This is a genomic window from Pseudomonas syringae pv. coryli str. NCPPB 4273, assembly GCF_000972175.1.
Classification (GTDB): domain Bacteria; phylum Pseudomonadota; class Gammaproteobacteria; order Pseudomonadales; family Pseudomonadaceae; genus Aquipseudomonas; species Aquipseudomonas syringae.
In genome coordinates this window covers 16415-34478 of sequence record NZ_AWQP01000042.1, presented here as the reverse complement: position 1 = coordinate 34478, position 18064 = coordinate 16415, and the positions used below count along the sequence as shown (strand labels likewise).

General features: G+C 59.3%; 18 protein-coding genes. 3 read left to right on the top strand and 15 right to left on the bottom strand.

From position 1 onward, the window contains the following. Positions 1-10: 10 nt before the first annotated feature. Genes sdhA through sdhC form a run of 3 tightly spaced genes read right to left on the bottom strand, consistent with a single transcriptional unit; the run spans position 11 to position 2523 of the window. Positions 11-1783, bottom strand: coding sequence for a succinate dehydrogenase flavoprotein subunit (sdhA, locus tag P406_RS17620; RefSeq protein WP_003419913.1), 1773 nt, complete (start codon positions 1781-1783; stop codon positions 11-13). Positions 1784-1786: 3 nt separating this feature from the next. Beyond that, a complete protein-coding gene (sdhD, locus tag P406_RS17615) occupies positions 1787-2155 on the bottom strand; it encodes a succinate dehydrogenase, hydrophobic membrane anchor protein (protein ID WP_003316551.1) in 369 nt (122 codons plus the stop codon). Then, complete coding sequence (sdhC, locus tag P406_RS17610) at positions 2149-2523, bottom strand: succinate dehydrogenase, cytochrome b556 subunit (protein WP_003423585.1); 375 nt, start codon at positions 2521-2523, stop codon at positions 2149-2151. The genes sdhD and sdhC overlap by 7 nt, the downstream gene beginning before the upstream one ends. Before the next feature lie 361 nt (positions 2524-2884). Here sdhC and gltA point away from each other — a divergent pair, with 361 nt between their 5' ends. Next, positions 2885-4174 carry a citrate synthase gene (gene gltA / locus P406_RS17605; protein WP_003366698.1) on the top strand — a complete coding sequence of 430 codons (1290 nt, stop codon included), beginning with the start codon at positions 2885-2887 and terminating at the stop codon, positions 4172-4174. A gap of 64 nt (positions 4175-4238) precedes the next feature. Here gltA and P406_RS17600 read toward each other — a convergent pair whose 3' ends face one another. From P406_RS17600 to P406_RS17560, 9 genes are all read right to left on the bottom strand, one after another. Continuing rightward, positions 4239-4850 carry an START domain-containing protein gene (locus P406_RS17600; protein WP_003419910.1) on the bottom strand — a complete coding sequence of 204 codons (612 nt, stop codon included), beginning with the start codon at positions 4848-4850 and terminating at the stop codon, positions 4239-4241. A gap of 56 nt (positions 4851-4906) precedes the next feature. After that, positions 4907-5164 (bottom strand): YkgJ family cysteine cluster protein, encoded by a 258-nt coding sequence (locus P406_RS17595; RefSeq protein WP_003406159.1) that lies wholly within the window; start codon positions 5162-5164, stop codon positions 4907-4909. A 94-nt stretch (positions 5165-5258) separates the two neighbouring features. Next, positions 5259-5900 carry a translation initiation factor 2 gene (locus P406_RS17590; RefSeq protein WP_082100848.1) on the bottom strand — a complete coding sequence of 214 codons (642 nt, stop codon included), beginning with the start codon at positions 5898-5900 and terminating at the stop codon, positions 5259-5261. 114 nt (positions 5901-6014) lie between these two features. After that, positions 6015-7454, bottom strand: coding sequence for an aminotransferase-like domain-containing protein (locus P406_RS17585; RefSeq protein WP_046236868.1), 1440 nt, complete (start codon positions 7452-7454; stop codon positions 6015-6017). A gap of 216 nt (positions 7455-7670) precedes the next feature. Beyond that, positions 7671-8486, bottom strand: coding sequence for an OmpA family protein (locus tag P406_RS17580; RefSeq protein ID WP_046236867.1), 816 nt, complete (start codon positions 8484-8486; stop codon positions 7671-7673). Then, a complete protein-coding gene (locus P406_RS17575) occupies positions 8483-8836 on the bottom strand; it encodes a DUF4398 domain-containing protein (RefSeq protein ID WP_046236866.1) in 354 nt (117 codons plus the stop codon). Before P406_RS17575 ends, P406_RS17580 begins: the two co-directional genes overlap by 4 nt. 10 nt (positions 8837-8846) lie before the next feature. Beyond that, entirely contained in the window at positions 8847-9674 is an 828-nt protein-coding gene (locus P406_RS17570; protein ID WP_024650446.1) for a substrate-binding periplasmic protein, read from the bottom strand. Between the two features lie 116 nt (positions 9675-9790). Next, positions 9791-10720 carry an electron transfer flavoprotein subunit alpha/FixB family protein gene (locus P406_RS17565; RefSeq protein WP_003366683.1) on the bottom strand — a complete coding sequence of 310 codons (930 nt, stop codon included), beginning with the start codon at positions 10718-10720 and terminating at the stop codon, positions 9791-9793. Beyond that, on the bottom strand, positions 10721-11470 hold the full coding sequence (locus P406_RS17560; protein ID WP_003394537.1) for an electron transfer flavoprotein subunit beta/FixA family protein: 750 nt from the start codon (positions 11468-11470) through the stop codon (positions 10721-10723). A gap of 519 nt (positions 11471-11989) precedes the next feature. Between P406_RS17560 and P406_RS17555 the strand changes: the two genes are divergently transcribed. Next, complete coding sequence (locus P406_RS17555) at positions 11990-13645, top strand: electron transfer flavoprotein-ubiquinone oxidoreductase (protein WP_046236865.1); 1656 nt, start codon at positions 11990-11992, stop codon at positions 13643-13645. 51 nt (positions 13646-13696) lie between these two features. Here P406_RS17555 and P406_RS17550 read toward each other — a convergent pair whose 3' ends face one another. Further along, entirely contained in the window at positions 13697-14602 is a 906-nt protein-coding gene (locus P406_RS17550) for an AraC family transcriptional regulator (RefSeq protein ID WP_003423578.1), read from the bottom strand. 179 nt (positions 14603-14781) lie between these two features. Here P406_RS17550 and P406_RS17545 point away from each other — a divergent pair, with 179 nt between their 5' ends. Beyond that, positions 14782-15834 carry an NAD(P)-dependent alcohol dehydrogenase gene (locus P406_RS17545; RefSeq protein ID WP_003406175.1) on the top strand — a complete coding sequence of 351 codons (1053 nt, stop codon included), beginning with the start codon at positions 14782-14784 and terminating at the stop codon, positions 15832-15834. A gap of 11 nt (positions 15835-15845) precedes the next feature. Here P406_RS17545 and P406_RS17540 read toward each other — a convergent pair whose 3' ends face one another. Together P406_RS17540 and P406_RS17535 are read right to left on the bottom strand one after the other, a co-directional pair. Beyond that, positions 15846-16655: an IclR family transcriptional regulator gene (locus tag P406_RS17540; RefSeq protein ID WP_046236864.1), complete on the bottom strand. Its 810-nt coding sequence runs from the start codon at positions 16653-16655 to the stop codon at positions 15846-15848. A 79-nt stretch (positions 16656-16734) separates the two neighbouring features. After that, positions 16735-18045, bottom strand: coding sequence for an MFS transporter (locus P406_RS17535; protein ID WP_046236863.1), 1311 nt, complete (start codon positions 18043-18045; stop codon positions 16735-16737). Positions 18046-18064: the final 19 nt, after the last annotated feature.

Genomic DNA, 18064 nt, shown 5'->3' with positions numbered 1-18064 from the left:
CGGCCACCCCTTAATAAGTCCGAATCTTGGGTTCAAAAGTCGGAACAGTCTTCGGCGAGAAGTTCACGGCACGCTTGGTCACGCGCTTGTCACCCGGGAAATACAGGGTGTGGCACAACCAGTTCTCGTCGTCGCGATCTTCGAAGTCTTCGCGAGCGTGAGCGCCGCGGGACTCTTTACGATGCTCTGCGGCAATCGCCGTGGCTTCGGCAACTTCCAGCAGGTTTTGCAGTTCAAGCGCTTCGATACGGGCGGTGTTGAACGCCTGGCTCTTGTCGTTGATCTTGACGTTGGCGATACGCACACGCAGATCAGCCAGCTGGGCAATACCCTTCTGCATGTATTCGCCAGTACGGAACACACCGAAGTAGTTCTGCATGCAGCTCTGCAGTTCTTTACGCAGCGACGCAACGTCTTCACCGGTGGTGCGCTCGTTCAGGCCGGCAAGGCGTGCGAGGGCAGCATCGATGTCGGACTCGGAAGCGCGTGCATAATCGACGCCCTCACGCAGAGCCTGCTCCAGGTGGATACCCGCAGCGCGGCCGAACACCACCAGATCGAGCAGCGAGTTGCCGCCCAGACGGTTGGCGCCGTGAACCGATACACAAGCCACTTCACCTACCGCGAACAGACCTGGAATGATCTGGTCGACGCCCGCCGCATCCTGAGTGATCGCCTGACCATGAATGTTGGTGGCAACGCCGCCCATCATGTAGTGGCAGGTCGGTACGACAGGAATCGGCGCGGTTGCAGGATCGACGTGAGCGAAGGTCTTGGACAGCTCCATGATGCCTGGCAGACGGCTGTGCAGCACTTCTTCGCCAAGGTGATCGAGCTTGAGCATCACGTGATCGCCATCGGGACCACAGCCGTTACCGGCAATGATTTCCTTGACCATGGAACGTGCCACAACGTCACGACCGGCAAGGTCCTTGGCGTTCGGAGCATAACGCTCCATGAAACGCTCACCGTGCTTGTTGATCAGGTAACCGCCTTCACCGCGACAACCTTCGGTGACCAGTACACCTGCGCCGGCAATACCGGTCGGGTGGAACTGCCACATTTCGATGTCCTGAACCGGCACACCGGCACGCAGCGCCATGCCGATACCGTCACCGGTATTGATCAGGGCGTTGGTGGTCGACGAGTAGATACGGCCTGCACCGCCAGTCGCCAGCACGGTTGCATTGGCGCGGATGTACGAGGTTTCGCCCGTCTCGATGCAGATCGCGATGATGCCGACAAAGGCGCCATCGTTGTTCTTCACCAGATCAACTGCATAGTATTCGTTGAGGAATACAGTGCCGGCCTTCAGGTTGGCCTGATACAGGGTGTGCAGCAGCGCGTGACCGGTACGGTCGGCGGCAGCGCAGGTACGGGCAGCCTGCCCGCCCTTGCCGAAGTCCTTGGACTGGCCACCGAACGGACGCTGGTAGATACGGCCCTGCTCGGTACGGGAGAACGGCAGGCCCATGTGCTCGAGCTCGAAGACCGCTTCCGGACCTACGGAACACATGTATTCGATAGCGTCCTGGTCACCGATGTAGTCGGAACCCTTGACGGTATCGTACATGTGCCAGCGCCAGTCATCGTTCGGATCGGCGGAAGCGATTGCACAGGTGATGCCACCCTGGGCGGATACGGTGTGCGAGCGGGTCGGGAAGACCTTGGTGACCACGGCAGTCTTGTGACCGCCCTGGGCGAGCTGCAGCGCAGCGCGCATGCCGGCACCGCCACCACCAATGATGATGGCGTCGAAAGAAAGCGCATTAATGTTAGCCATGGATCAGATACCCCAAAGAATCTGCACGCCCCAGACGAAGTAGGCGAACATCAGAACGCCACATACCGCCTGGAACAGGAAACGTACTGCAGTTGCGGACTTGCCCAGCGCCATCGGCGTCAGGTAGTCGGTCGCGATGGTCCACATGCCGACCCAGGCGTGAGCGCCAAGGGCAACGAGGGCCAGGAGACTGAAGATACGCATTCCGTTGTGAGCGAACAGACCATGCCATTGGGCGTAGCTCAGACCCGGGTGAAAGACCATGTAACCGATCAGGAAAATGAAATAAGCCGCGAGCACGACTGCGGAAACACGCTGAGCCATCCAGTCATAGAGGCCCGAACGCGACAGGTTGGTGACGTTGGTTACCATATCCATACTCCCGCCAGAAGAATCAGAATCACGGAGACCGCGATAACGATTTTGGAGCCCAGCTTGCCGCCTTCAAGCGTCTCGCCTACCCCCGAGTCCATGATGAGGTGACGAATACCGGCCACCAGGTGGTACAGCAGGGCAGACAGAAGTCCCCAGATGATCAGCTTGGCCAGCGGACTGGTCATATACGCCTTGACTTCACCAAATCCCTCTTCGGAGGCCAGCGACTTGTCCATTGCATACAGCATGATTGCAATACCGACAAAGAGGATGACACCGGAGATGCGGTGAAGGATGGACGTGTAAGCGGTGACTGGGAGCTTGATGGTCCTTAGGTCTAGATTTACAGGTCGTTGGCTATTCACGGCTTTTTTTCACACTGAAGAGCCCCTAACAATCAGGGCAAGTTGTTGGGAAGTGCACTGGTCAGGTACCCACCACCCAGGAAGTGACGACCCCCTTGAAACAGGCCAAAAGCCTCTGGCGGTCGGACGCCGAGTATAGACAGTTAGGTTACTAATGACAACGCGCAGACGTACCGCCAATAGCGGATTGCGTTGCCGCGACAAAAGGCGTAAACGGCAGTAAACCGTCTGCAAAATCCACGGCCGAGCCCTTGCGGAACACGACTTTAGGCAAATTGACTTTAGAATTTATCTCACTATAGTGATGCGGGCCCTGCGTGGGGGGCCTGTCTGATGATTTGAAGCATAAATAGGAGGCCACATGGCTGACAAAAAAGCGCAGTTGATCATCGAGGGCGCTGCCCCCGTCGAGCTGCCAATTCTGACCGGTACAGTGGGTCCGGACGTGATCGACGTACGCGGCCTGACCGCCACCGGCCGCTTCACATTTGACCCTGGCTTCATGTCCACGGCCTCTTGCGACTCGAAGATCACCTACATCGATGGTGATAATGGCATTCTGCTACACCGCGGCTACCCGATCGAACAACTGGCCGAGCAGTCCGACTACCTCGAAACCTGCTACCTGCTGCTCAACGGTGAACTGCCCACCGCCGAGCAGAAAGCCCAGTTCGTGGCCGTGGTCAAGAACCACACGATGGTTCACGAACAGCTCAAGACCTTTTTCAACGGTTTCCGCCGCGACGCCCACCCGATGGCCGTCATGTGTGGCGTAGTCGGCGCCCTGTCAGCGTTCTACCACGACTCGCTGGACATCAATAACCCGCAGCACCGCGAGATTTCCGCGGTACGCCTGGTCGCCAAGATGCCGACCCTGGCAGCGATGGTCTACAAGTACTCCATGGGTCAACCCATGATGTACCCGCGTAACGACCTCAGCTACGCGGAAAACTTCCTGCACATGATGTTCAACACCCCGTGCGAGATCAAACCGATCAGCCCGGTGCTGGCCAAGGCGATGGACAAGATCTTCATCCTCCACGCCGATCACGAGCAGAACGCTTCGACCTCTACCGTGCGTATGGCAGGCTCTTCCGGGGCCAACCCGTTCGCCTGTATCGCAGCCGGTATCGCAGCGCTCTGGGGCCCTGCCCACGGCGGCGCCAACGAAGCGGTACTGACCATGCTCGATGAAATCGGCGATGTGTCGAACATCGACACGTTCATTGCCAAGGCCAAGGACAAGAACGATCCGTTCAAGCTCATGGGCTTCGGCCACCGCGTGTACAAGAACCGTGACCCGCGCGCCACCGTAATGAAGCAGACCTGCGACGAAGTACTGAAAGAGCTGGGCATCACCAACGATCCTCAACTCGAACTGGCCATGCGCCTCGAAGAGATCGCCCTGACCGACCCATACTTCATCGAGCGTTCGCTGTACCCGAACGTCGACTTCTATTCGGGCATCATCCTCAAGGCCATCGGCATTCCGACCAGCATGTTCACCGTGATCTTCGCCCTGGCGCGGACTGTCGGCTGGATCTCGCACTGGAAGGAAATGCTCTCCAGCCCTTACAAGATCGGTCGCCCTCGTCAGCTGTACACCGGCAACGTGCAACGCGACATCGTCGCCCTGCAAGACCGCAAGTAAGCGCCACGCGCAAAAAAAGGGCTGCCATTGGCAGCCCTTTTTTGTGCGCGCTATCCAGTGCGGATCATTTGCTTTGCGCGGCACGCTCCCTGAGCGCTTTCAAGGTGTTGTACGGTGCATCGACAACGAACTTGTTGGCCAGCATCGACGGCACACTGCCACCCGGCTCGGTGTGAACCTGATAGGTCACTTCAGTCTGGTTCGGCCCCTTCGGCACCATTTTCCAGAAGCCTTTGACCTCGGTCACCCGCACATAGCCCTTCTCCTCGGGGATATACGAAGGCTGCTCTTCGAGGTTACGGGTAACACTCCCGTCAGCACCTTCCTGAGTGGTGATCAACAACACGGAATCGCGAGGCGTCACCGGCCAGGGCGTATTGAACTGGCTGTAGGTCCAGGTCTTGTTGCCTTCGTGCTTGAGCACTTTCTGCAACTTGCACTCATGAATCCAGGCGCAGGCCCCCGCGACATCCTCCTGAAGGGCACGCAACTTGCTCACGCTGGCGTTGATCAGCGCAATACCCTGATACGCCTTGTAATCGGACCCAGGCACGTCGCTCAACGAGACCTTGATGCCATCCTGATTCTTGACCTCTTTCCACTCTTCAGCCTGCGCCGTTCCGGCAAGCATTACAGTGAAGCCACAAGCAACAGCCATGCGATACAGCGGACCCATTGTTTTATTCCTTGTTTTGAAGTTCCGAAGAAGCATTTGTGCTCGAAAACACTTTTTCAGGCCACAGCAGTGGCTTTTTCCCACCAACCGATCAGGCGAATGGCATCCGCCTGATCGGCACCGCAGACATCCTCTGCCGCCTTGAACTGACTGCACACCGCGGGCCGCTCAGCCCTGCCGAACAAGGCGCACAAAAACTCGACCGACAGATGCAGACAGCGCTCGCCAGCAGGCTTTCCGTCAGGCATACCGGGTATGGGAGACGTGATGGAAGGCGCTATGCAGCACGCGCCACAACCGGAACGGCAGTCCATGACCACACACCCTTGTTTGAAAATTGAAAAAGAGAAGGGATATTAACCGTCAAAACGTCTGTTTGAAAACGCCGTATCGGACGACAGGCAGGACTTACTGCTTGAATTTGAAGTCCAGCGCAGCGCCTTCTACATCGCGACGGTTGTCATTACGCATCTGCAATTGCATTTCGTTGGTCAGCAATCGCCCCTCGAGCTCGAACGGGCCGGGGTTCGCAGAATCGCCCTTGTCGCTGAACATCTGCGGCAATATCGGCTTGCGCTTGTTGGTAATCACCTTGGCAGGCGGGTCGAGTTCCTTGACCAGCTCGGGAGGCAGGCTCAGGTCCAGCTTGGGTGCTTTGATTCGCACATCCTTGACGCTGGCGGTCTTGGCATCCTTGGCGTTCTTGCGCTTGCTCGCAGGTGCCTTGGCTGCCGCAACCCTGGAAGAGGCTTTTTCGGAAGTCGCCGATTTGACGCTCTGAGGGGCTGCAGGTTCTGATTTTTCCTTTCCGACCACCACAGGCACGACTGGCACGCCCGGCATCAGCTGATGCATGGTGTCCGGCGCCTTGATTTGCTTGGCATCGGTGGCGACTGCCTGCGCAGGTGCCTCAGTCTTCAGATGCACCTCGGGCGATACCGGCGCGGTGATAACCGCCTCGGTCCTGGGTTTGGGCACAGAGGTATCCGGAGCGTCACAACCACTCAGAAGTACGACGACAAGCAATCCGAGACAGCGAAAAACATTCATAGGCAAAAAGTCAGGCAAGGCAGTGGCAAAAAGCCGGAAAGAAACACATGCTGTCCTTTTGAGGCCAACCTGACAAGACAAGAGTTCCGAAGAATTGACAAATATCTTTGCCAATCAATAAGCCTGAACAGCCTCCTGACATAACTGCTTGGCCAGAATCCCCAATGTCATCAATGCGCGCTCGGCTTCCTTGTTCCATTTCATGCCGCAATTCAAACGAATACAGTGGTTGAACTGCTCGGTATTGCTGAAAATCAGCCCGGGCGCGATGCTGATGCCCTGCTCGAGCGCACGCACGTGCAATTCCTGGGTATTGACTCTGCCCGGCAGACTGACCCACAGGATAAAGCCCCCTGCGGGACGACTCATCTGCGTACCTTCGGGAAAGAACTGCTGCACCGCCAGCTGGTAGGCACTGAGGTTCTTGCGGTATTCGAGACGAATGAAGCGCAGGTGCCGATCGTAGCCACCGTTTTCGAGGTAAGCCGCGACGGCCATTTGCGTGACACTGCACGCCGAGTGAGTACTGAAGGTTTGCAGACGCTGAATTTCCGCCTGGTACTTGCCGGCTATCATCCAGCCGACACGCACACCCGGCGACAGGGTCTTGGAGAAGCTTGAGCAGTAAATCACCCTCCCCAGCCGGTCGAACGCCTTGAGCGCCTTGGTCCGCCCTACTTCGAACATCAACTCGCCGTAGACGTCGTCTTCAACCACCTGGATATCGAAATCCGAGGTCAGACGCAGCAGGTTTTTCTGCCGCTCCTCCGGCATGGTGCCGCCCAGTGGATTGCTCAGCCGCGAGGTCAGTACCAGAGCCTTGATGGACCATTGATTGGCCGCCAGCTGCAAGGCTTCAAGACTGATGCCGGTGGCCGGATCACTGGGGATTTCGATGACTTTCAAACCCAGCAGGTCGGCAAGTTGCAGCAACCCGTAATAGGCTGGCGATTCGGCGGCTATCAGATCGCCGGGCCGGGTCAGCACCCGCAGCGCCATCTGCAGCGCATCCACGCAGCCGTGAGTGATCACCACCTCAGACGGGTCGACCACCACGCCGGCGTCGCGCATGCGGATGGCGACCTGCCTGCGCAAGGGTTCGAAGCCAGGGCTGAACATGTAACTGAAGGCCCGCGGGCTGTGAAAACGCGTGACCTTGGCCAGTTGCTGATGCAGCGCGCGCACCGGCAGGTAATCCACATGAGGCACCGCAGCCCCGAGGGCGAACACACCTTCGCGGCGGGACTCTTCGAGCACCTGCTGGATAATGCTGCTGCGCGTGACCAGGCCGGGCCGCTCGACCCGAGCGATATCTGGGGTCGAAGCCGTCAGCGCGGGCGTTTGATGGACGTAGTAGCCGGACTGGGGCCGTGCGCGGATCAGCCCCTGGTCTTCAAGGTTCGCGTAAGCCTGCAATACAGTGGCATGGCTGACGTTGAGCTGCGAACTCATTTTGCGGACGGACGGCACCCGCTCGCCTGGCTGATACACACCACGACGGATGTCTTCGGCCAACTGCTGAGCGATACGCTGGTAGAGCAAGAGATTGGTCATGACACAGCCTCAAAAGACCGGTGATTTATTATTTTTGAAAATACAGATGCGTAATAACCGGCACAGATCGGAAGTGTACGGGAACAGTTTGAAATCAGGCCAGCATTGATGATTGCTGAGTGAAAATAAACGCGGGCAGAAACGCCATAATCAATGTGATTAAAGACAAAAAAGCCCGAGGCCGTTTCCGGCGTCGGGCTTTTCATCGGCTTTTTATCAGCGAGCTGCGCCCAGCTGACCTTTTTCGTCCGAGAAAACGATCTCGACACGCCTGTTTTGCGCACGGCCCCGCTCGGAGGTATTGGCATTCACAGGAAACTCCTGCCCATAGCCTTCGACGTGGATACGCTTTTCATCGATACCCAGGTCCATCAGCACGTCAGCAACGGCCTGTGCCCGGTCTTTCGAGAGTTTCAGGTTCTCCTGACGATCGCCCGTGCTGTCGGTATAACCTTCGATCCGGACCACTCGGCGCGGGTTGATCTGCAGAAACTGCACAACCTTGAGAATGGTACGGCTGGCGGAGTTTTTCAGCTCGGCATGCCCGGCGTCGAACAGCACATCACCCAGGGTCATGACCAGGCCGCGGTCGGTTTCGGTGGTGGCCAGGCTGAGGATCTGATCCTCCAGCCAACGGCCCTGCTGCTGGGCGCTGGCCAGCTTGGCTTCACGCAGTGCCAGCTGCATACGCTGACGCTCCATGTCCATTTTTGCCAGACGCTCCTGACTCAGCATCAGGTTGCTGTGCTCACGCGCGATTTCGCTGTAACGGCTGCTGAGGTAGGCGTAGTGAGCGACATCGGCACCGCTCCCCAGGTAGCTGGACAGACGCTCGGCGCGGGCCAGCGACTCACCCGCGCGAATGACATCTTTGGGCGCACTGCGCAGCACATCGGTATCTTCCTTGACCTTCTGGAAGTCGGCACTGGCCTGCTGCAAGGCCTGGCCGCTGTCCTTGTGACCGGCACAACCGTAAAGGCCAGCCGACCCTAGCAACAGACACACACTCAGGACACGGGGAATACGGTTCATTGCGCCTCCCCCAGCTGCTTGCGCAAGCGATTGAGGCGGGTATTCAACTGATTGACCTGCTCCTGGCTCTTGAGGGTCAGCACTCGCGCTTCGGCCAGGCGCGCATCAAGTTCGGCCTGCTCGGCTTTCATGCGCGCGTCCTTGTAGGCGTGGATTGCCATGGAGGCGCGGGCTTCGGCGAATCCGGCCTGGGCGACTTCCATCTCGGGTTGATCGTCACTGGCGCCGACCGCCTTGGCCTGCTCCAGCGCCTGCTCGGTCAGTTTGAACTGCTCGGTTGGTACCGGATCACTGGCGCAACCGGCCAGCGTGGCGATTGCCATGACGGCAATTGAAAAACGAATACTCACAAAAACATCCCTACTTGTTGGGTGCGCTGGCGCTGGCAGGTTGCAGCAGTTGGGCTTTCCACAACTCCAGGTTGTGCCTGATGACATCGCCCGCAAGGCCAGAGGCGGCCGATTCTGTCATCTTTTTCGCCAGCTGTCCGCGCAACCATGGTTCATTGCAAGCCGAGTTGAACGACAAGGCCAGATAAAAACCCGGCGTATCGACCGGTAGAGGCTGCGCTATCAGGTCTTTGGAAAGCCCCAGGGTCTGCACCATGACCAGACCGGCATAACGCCCGGCAAGCACGTAATCCACCTCACCCAAGGCCAGCTTCTGGAACGCGGGCGTAAGTGCAGGCACCCTCTCCAGGGTCAGACTCTGTCTGGCCAGCGCATCAAAGGATGGCGTCAGGCGGGTCTTTTCCGACATGGCGCCGGGATGACCCTGCAGCTCGCTGACGGCATTGAACGGCACACTGTGATCGTGACGCGTCCAGACCATGATTTCGTTCTGCACGATCGGCGGATGAATGTAATCCAGCGCTTCGAGTTGTGCCGCGTTCAACGGCGCGTCAGCCAGCAGGTCCATGCGCCCGGTGCGCACCTCTTCGAGTGCCTGACTGCGCTTGCCGCCATACAGAAACTCAACCTTGATACCCAGCTCGCCCGCTGCCTGAGTCAGCAGATCGGCATTGGCGCCCATCAGGTGACGCGGGTCCTGGGGATCACGCCACAGATAAGGCGGCGCGTCCGGGCTGCCGGTCACGATCAGACGCTCGCACTTGCCTGCGGCGAAGGCCAGCGTCGGCAGCGCGATCAGCCCGAAGAGAAGCGAAGACAGCAGCCGGGAATGCACCATGAAAAGTCCTTTCGATACCCAATAAAAAACCCGTTCGATCCGGGCAGGCGCACCGCAAACCGCCGGTGCGCGAACCCCGAATGGAACGGGTTCTCTTTATAGTGGAAGCGCGTGGCTTAAACCAGCTTCTCCAGCTCAGGGATGGCTTCGAACAAGTCAGCCACCAGACCGTAATCGGCGACCTGGAAGATCGGCGCCTCTTCATCCTTGTTGATCGCAACGATCACCTTGGAATCCTTCATACCGGCCAGATGCTGAATGGCACCGGAAATACCGACCGCGATGTACAGCTGGGGAGCAACGATCTTGCCGGTCTGACCGACCTGCATGTCGTTGGGTACGAAACCGGCATCGACCGCAGCACGGGAAGCGCCCACTGCCGCACCGAGCTTGTCGGCCAGCGTGTACAGGTGCCTGAAGTTGTCACCGTTCTGCATGCCGCGACCACCGGAAACGACGATCTTCGCTGCTGTCAGCTCCGGACGATCGGATTTGGCCAGCTCTTCACCGACGAAGCTAGACTTGCCGGCATCGTGAGCAGCCGAAACCGCTTCAACAGCGGCCGAGCCACCCTCTGCAGCCACCGGGTCGAAGCCGGTGGCACGTACGGTGATGACCTTGACCGCAGCCGTCGACTGCACGGTGGCGATGGCGTTACCGGCGTAGATCGGACGCGTGAAGGTGTCGGCGGAAACCACCGAAACGATCTCGGAGATCTGATCGACATCCAACTGAGCGGCGACGCGCGGCAGGATGTTCTTGCCATTGGACGTTGCCGCGGCCAGAACATGGCTATGGCCCGCAGCCAGCTCCACGACCAGCGGTGCGATGTTTTCAGGCAGTTGGTGCGCGTAGGCTTCGTGATCGGCCACCAGGACCTTGGTCACACCGGCAATTTTGGCGGCTGCGTCGGCAACGGCGCTCACGCCGGAACCGGCCACCAGCAAATGAATGTCACCGCCGATCTTCTGGGCAGCAGCAAGGGTGTTGAGCGTAGCCGGGGCTACGGTCGCATTGTCGTGTTCAGCGATAACCAGGATCGTCATTTAGATTACCTTCGCTTCGTTTTTCAGTTTCTCGACCAGTTCAGCCACCGACTTGACCTTGATGCCGGCGCTGCGTGCAGCCGGCGCTTCGACCTTGAGGGTCTTGTTGGTCGAGGCCGTGGAAACGCCCAGTGCATCCGGGGTCAGCACTTCGAGCGGCTTCTTCTTGGCCTTCATGATGTTGGGCAGCGAAGCGTAGCGTGGCTCGTTCAGACGCAGGTCCGTGGTCACGATGGCTGGCAGGCTCAGGGAAACAGTCTGCAGGCCGCCGTCGATTTCACGGGTTACGGCGACCTTGTCACCGGTCACTTCAACCTTGGATGCGAACGTACCCTGCGGGTAGCCGCTCAACGCAGCCAGCATCTGGCCGGTCTGGTTGTTATCACTGTCGATGGCCTGTTTGCCAAGGATCACCAGTTGTGGCTGCTCCTTGTCGACCACGGCCTTGAGCAGCTTGGCCACGGCCAGAGAAGTCAGTTCCTCGGCGGACTCGACCAGCACGGCACGGTCGGCACCCAGTGCCAGGGCGGTACGCAGTTGTTCCTGAGCGGTGGTCGGGCCGATGGTGACGACGACGATTTCGGTGGCTACACCCTTCTCTTTAAGACGAACCGCCTCTTCAACGGCGATTTCGCAGAACGGGTTCATGGACATTTTGACGTTGGCAAGATCGACGCCGGAGTTGTCCGCCTTGACGCGAACCTTGACGTTGTAGTCGACCACTCGTTTGACAGCTACAAGAACCTTCATGGATTCCTCACTCTCCGGTGAAAAGAAGTCGCCCGGCGGCACCAGGCGATCGATATGTGTCCTCAACAAGCAATCGCTATGCGTGCAGGCCATTCGGACGGCTTTAAAAAGCCGTATAAAAGCCGGGAGTCACCCGTCAAGCAGCGGCTGGGTGTGTAAAATGCGCCGTGCGACGTTGACCTGTTGCCTGCAGCGCGTCTGCCTGATGCCTTTTGAGAGATTGCCCGCAATCCGGGAACCTCGTTTCAGCCTACGGCAAACGCAAAACCGCCCGTATATTGACCGCAACGCCTTTTCCGGTCAATACGCCAAATCGGCCAGTTCCGAGTCTGGTGTCTTTGATTTATCTGGCCTGCGGCCGATTCAAACAAACGTTTGTATTGGACCCGCGCAGTGGTGTAGATATAATGCGAACCATTAAAAGACGGGGCGGTTCAATACCTCCATGCGTCGGCCTGCAGCAACCAAAAAAGCAGTGCCCATAAAAACACCGTGAGCCTTGAGAGTAGGAGATAGCCTGTGGAACGCGAATACATGGAATTCGACGTCGTTATCGTCGGAGCCGGCCCGTCCGGGCTTTCTGCCGCTTGCCGCCTTAAACAGAAGGCCGCTGAAGCTGGCCAGGAAATCATCGTCTGCGTGGTGGAAAAAGGCTCCGAAGTCGGTGCACACATCCTCTCCGGTGCCGTGTTCGAGCCCCGCGCACTGAATGAACTGTTCCCCAACTGGCAGGAACTGGGCGCTCCGCTCAACACGCCGGTCAAGCGCGACGACATCTATGTGCTGCGCGACGCCGAAAAAGCACAGAAAATACCGGACTTTTTCGTCCCCAAGACCATGCACAACCATGGCAACTACATCATCTCGCTGGGCAACCTGTGCCGCTGGCTGGCGCAGCAGGCTGAAAACCTCGGTGTCGAAATCTATCCGGGCTTTGCCGCACAGGAAGCGCTGTTCGACGAAAACGGCATGGTACGCGGCATCGTCACCGGCGACCTGGGTGTCGACCGCGAAGGCAATCCGAAGGAAGGCCTGTACACCCCCGGCATGGAACTGCGCGCCAAGTACACGCTGTTCGCCGAAGGCTGCCGTGGTCACATCGGCAAGCAGCTGCTCAAGCGCTTCAAGCTCGACGACGAAGCCGACGTGCAGCATTACGCTATCGGCCTCAAGGAAATCTGGGAAGTCGATCCGGCAAAACATGAACAGGGTCTGGTGGTACACACCGCAGGCTGGCCGCTGGACGATGACAATCCGGGCGGCTCGTTCCTTTACCACCTGGAAAACAATCAGGTCGTGGTCGGCCTGATCATCGACCTGTCCTACAGCAACCCGTACCTCTCGCCGTTCGACGAATTCCAGCGCTACAAGCATCACCCGGTCGTCAAGCAGTACCTGGAAGGCGGCAAGCGCATCAGCTACGGTGCCCGCGCGATTGCCAAGGGCGGCTTGAACTCCCTGCCGAAAATGGTCTTCCCCGGCGGCGCGCTGATCGGCTGCGATCTGGGCACGCTGAACTTCGCCAAGATCAAGGGCAGCCATACGGCCATGAAGTCCGGCATGCTGGCTGCCGATTCGGTGGCCGACGCGCTGCTCGCCGGCAAGGAAGGCGGCGACGTGCTGACCTCCTACGTGGATGCCTTCAAGGCCAGCTGGCTGCATGAAGAGCTGTTCGCCAGCCGCAACTTTGGCGTGGCGATCCACAAGTACGGCGCAATCAAGGGCGGCGCATTCAACTTCATCGATCAGAACATTTTCGGTGGCAAGCTGCCGTTCACGCTGCATGACACCAAGCCGGACTACGCCTGCCTCAAGCTGGCAGCCGACTCGAAGAAGATCGACTACCCGAAACCCGACGGCAAGCTAAGCTTCGACAAGCTCAGTTCAGTATTCCTCTCCAGCACCAACCATGAAGAGGAACAGCCCTGCCACCTGAAGCTGACCGATCCGAGCATCCCGATCAGCAAGAACCTGCCGCTGTATGACGAGCCGGCTCAGCGTTATTGCCCGGCTGGCGTGTATGAAGTCATCACCAAGGAAGACGGCGAGAAACGCTTCCAGATCAACGCGCAGAACTGCGTGCACTGCAAGACCTGCGACATCAAGGACCCGTCGCAGAACATCACCTGGGTGGCACCGGAAGGCGCTGGCGGCCCGACCTACCCGAATATGTAACGGTCGCAGCAAGCCTCAACAGAAAAAGCCCCTTTCGGGGCTTTTTTTCATTCAGGCGGGGACACGCAGGTTGCTGCTCTCCTCCCCCGGACTGCGCTCGAAATAGCGCTTGTATTCACGACTGAACTGCGACGCGCTTTGATAGCCGACCTTCAACGCGACCTGCGCCACTCCCAGGCCCTCGGCCACCAGCAATTGCTGAGCCTTGAGCAGGCGCAGGCGCTTGAGGTACTGCACCGGCGACAACAGCGTGCTGCGCTTGAAATGCTCATGAAAGGTCGACGTGCTCATGTTCGCGCAACTGGCCAGCGTGTCGACGTTCAACGCGTGGTCATAATGCTCATGCAGGTAGGTCACGGCCGAGGCAATTCGTGCGAACTGCCCCTGCTGTTCGACCAGCGCACGCAACACCCCCGACTGCGGTCCGCGCAGCGCGGTGTACAGCACCTCGCGAATCCGTGCCTGGCCCATGGCCTGACACTCCAGCGGATCATGCAGACAACGCAGCAGACGCTCGACACTGTCGCGCATGGTGTTGTCGATGCGCACCGAGGTCATGGATTCCGGCGTCTGCACCTGACTCTCGTGCCCGGTGACCGGGCCCATCGCCTGCACCAGCTCACCGAGCAACACGCGGTCAATGGCCACTGAAACGCCGTAAAGCGGCTTTTCCGGAGTGGCGAAGGTTTCGCACTTGAACGGTACAGAGAGCGCCTGAATCAGGTAATGCCCAGTGCCGTATTCGAACGTGCGCGGCCCCAGGCACGCGACCTTGCTGCCCTGCACCACGATCATCAGGCTCGGCTCGTAGATCTGCGGGCTGCTGGCGACGTAACCAAACGCCGAAAGCACGCGGACCTCCGGCAACGGCGTAGCGACAAACCCCGGGCGCACTGCCAGCGGCTGGATCAGGGAAACGAGGGTGGCATTGCCATCTGGCACAACAGGTAAGGTCATGGGCACAGCCTGACAGAGAAACAGACAGCCGTATCATCGCAGATTTGCGCCTCAGCGCCGACCCTGAAATATCAGACCGGAGGAATAGGCATGAAACACGGAGGATTCACCATAGCCGCGAAGAGCCTGTATCAGGACAATGGTTCGCCTCTCTTCCGTTACATCTTGCGAGGTCAAACATGTACACAGCTATCGGTTACGCCGCACAGTCAGCTACCGCACCCCTCGCCCCGATGACCTTCGAACGTCGCGCTCTGCGTGCCGACGACGTTGCCATCGAAATCCTTTATTGCGGCGTCTGCCACTCCGATATTCACCAGGCACGCAACGAATGGGGCATCGCCGTCTACCCGCTGATGCCGGGCCACGAAATTGTCGGTCGTGTCACTGCCACCGGCAGCAGTGCAACCCAGTACCAGGTCGGTGACATGGTCGGTGTCGGCTGCATGGTCGATTCGTGCCGCGAATGCTCGGCCTGCAAGTCGGACCTCGAGCAGTACTGCCTGGAAGGCCCGACCATGACTTACGCAACGCCGGACCGCGTGGACGGCAGCAACACCATGGGCGGTTACTCGAATAGCATCGTGGTCGCCGAGCACTTCGTCGTGCGCGTCCCGGAAAAACTCGACCCGGCCGCTGCTGCGCCTATTCTCTGCGCAGGTATCACCACCTATTCGCCGCTCAAGCACTACGGCGTCAAGGCGGGCGACAAGGTCGGCATTCTGGGCATGGGCGGTCTGGGCCACATGGGCATCAAGTTCGCCAAGGCCATGGGCGCTGAAGTGACCCTGTTCACCCGCTCCGCCGCCAAAGCTCAGGAAGCACATCGTCAAGGCGCCGATCATGTGATCGTATCCACCGATGCTGAACAGATGAAGGCTGCTGCCGGGCACTTCGACTTCCTGCTCGACACCATTCCGGTGCAGCACGACCTGAACCCCTACCTGGAAACCCTGCGTTTCGACGGCGCCCACATTCTGGTCGGCCTGATCGAGCCGATCGAGCCGCCAGTACACGCGGCCAACCTGGTAATGAGCCGTCGCGTGCTGGCCGGTTCGTTGATTGGCGGTATCGCGGAAACTCAGGAAGTACTGGATTTTTGCGCCGAGAACGACATCACCTGCGACATCGAAATGCTCGATATCCGCAACATCAACGAAGCCTACGAGCGCATGCTGGCCGGTGACGTGAAGTACCGCTTCGTGATCGACATGGCCACGCTGAAGGCCTGATCGACTGCCGATCAGCCGCCGAGATCGGCCGAGAGTTCCGCTGCGATGGTTTTGATCAGCGGAACCAGCTCGGCCATCTTCTCCAGCGGCATGTAGGGCACGGTACTGGCGACACTGATGCCGGCAACGATCTGTTTGCTGGCATCACGTACCGGCGCTGCGACACAACGGATCGACGGTTCGTTGTCCTCCAGATCGAATGCATACCCTCCTTCTACGTACTCCTCCCGCCGCGCCTTCAACTGCTCCCAGGTTTGCTGCTCATGAGCAGGCCATAGCGGATGTCTGCCTGTGCTCGGCATGCTGATTTCATACAGCCGTTGCCACTCGGACTGAGCACTGTCCAGCAGCAGCGCCTTGCCGATACCAGTGCGCACCAGCGGCATCCGATGCCCGACCCGCGAACGCATTTCCGGCCCATTGCGACCGGGATTCTTGTGCAGATAGAGCACTTCGTCCCCTTCCCGTACTGCCAGATGCACGGTATCGCCGGTCAGCTCCGACAAGCGATCCAGATACGGCCGGGCGAGCATCGCCAGGGGCACCTCTTCACGCGCCTGAAACCCCAGCTCGATCAATTTCGGCCCAAGCAGGTAGCCCACCTGAGGAACGATGCGCAGGTAACGTTCCTCTACCAGACAACTGGCCAGACGGTGCGTGGTGCTGCGCGTGGTGCCGATCAGCCGGGCGATCTCCTTGAGGTCCCGTGCGCCACCGGCAACCGCCTGCACCACCCCCAGCCCGCGCAGCAAGGTCTGAGTCCCGGTGGGTACGGAATCCTTGCCGGTAATCTTTTCAGGGGTGGTCGAATCGTTGTGCATGAGAGGCCTTGCTCGGATCAAAAGGGTTCGGATCGAAAACCGGCGGCATTATCGCCGCCTGCGTCCGGATGCGTCGACATCAGAGCTCGATACGCTCCACTTTTCCTACCAGCAGGATGTACGACAGCGCGCCCAGCAGCGCCAGGACCGAAATGTAAGTGATGGCAGGCGCGAACGAGTCTCCCGACGCCAGAAAGCCAATCACGATCGGGGTGGCGATGGCAGAAAGGTTGCCGATGAAATTGAACGTGCCACCGGTCAGGCCCAGCAGGCGCGCCGGTGCCAGGGTCGAGACCAGCGACCAGGTAATCGACGCCAGACCGTTGCCGAAGAACGCCAGCGCCAGAAAGGTGATCACCAGCGGCGTAGAGTCGACAAAGTTGGCACCGATGATCGAGGTCGAGATCAGCAGCCCGGCAATGATCGGCAACTTGCGTGCAAAGCCTACGCTATGCCCGCGGCGGATCAGCCAGTCGGAGAAGAAGCCCGAGCACAGCACACCGACAAATGCGGCGAGGAACGGCAACGACGCCAGCAGGCCGGACTTGATGAAGTCCATGCCCCGGTATTTCACCAGGTAGGTCGGGAACCATGTCAGAAAAAACCACAGCGTCGAGTTCAGGCAGAACTGCCCCAGGTAGATGCCCCACAGCTTGCGCTTGCTCAACACAATGCCCAGGTCCAGCCAGCTGAACGCCTGCTTCTGTTTTTCGACGTCCTTCTGGATGTCCACCAGCCCGCCGCCCGCCTGAATCAGCTCGATTTCCTGCTGATTGACGCCTTTGAAATCACGTGGCTCGCGATACACCGTGTACCAGATCAGCGCCCACAGCACGCCGACCCCACCGGTGGCGACAAACACCATGTGCCAGCCGTAGTGCGCCTGCAACCAGGCCAGTACCGGGGTCAGAAATGCCAGGCCGACGAACTGCCCGGAGGTGTAGACGCCGATGGCGGTGGCTCGCTCGCGCTCGGGAAACCAGGTGGTGACCACGCGACTATTGATCGGATAGGCAGGTGCTTCCAGCGCACCGACCGCCATGCGCAGTACGAACAGGGCGATGAAGCTGGCGGCGAAGCCGAGCATGATGGTCGCGATGGACCACAGCAGCAGGGCTGCGGTATAGAGAATGCGCGGCGGCACGCGGTCCACCAGCCAGCCCCCGGGCAGTTGCATGGCGGCGTAGGTCCAGCCGAACGCGGAAAAGATCAGCCCGACATGCACCGGATCAAGGCCCAGTTCGGAGGTCAGCGCTGGTGCGGCAATCGACAGGTTGCTGCGGTCCAGGTAGTTGATCACTACGGTGATGAACAGCAGCACCATGATAAAGAAACGTTTGCGGGACGGCGTCACCAGGGATGCCGCACCCTCCAGAGTTCGAGTGCGCATGGAATGTAGCCTCTTGTTG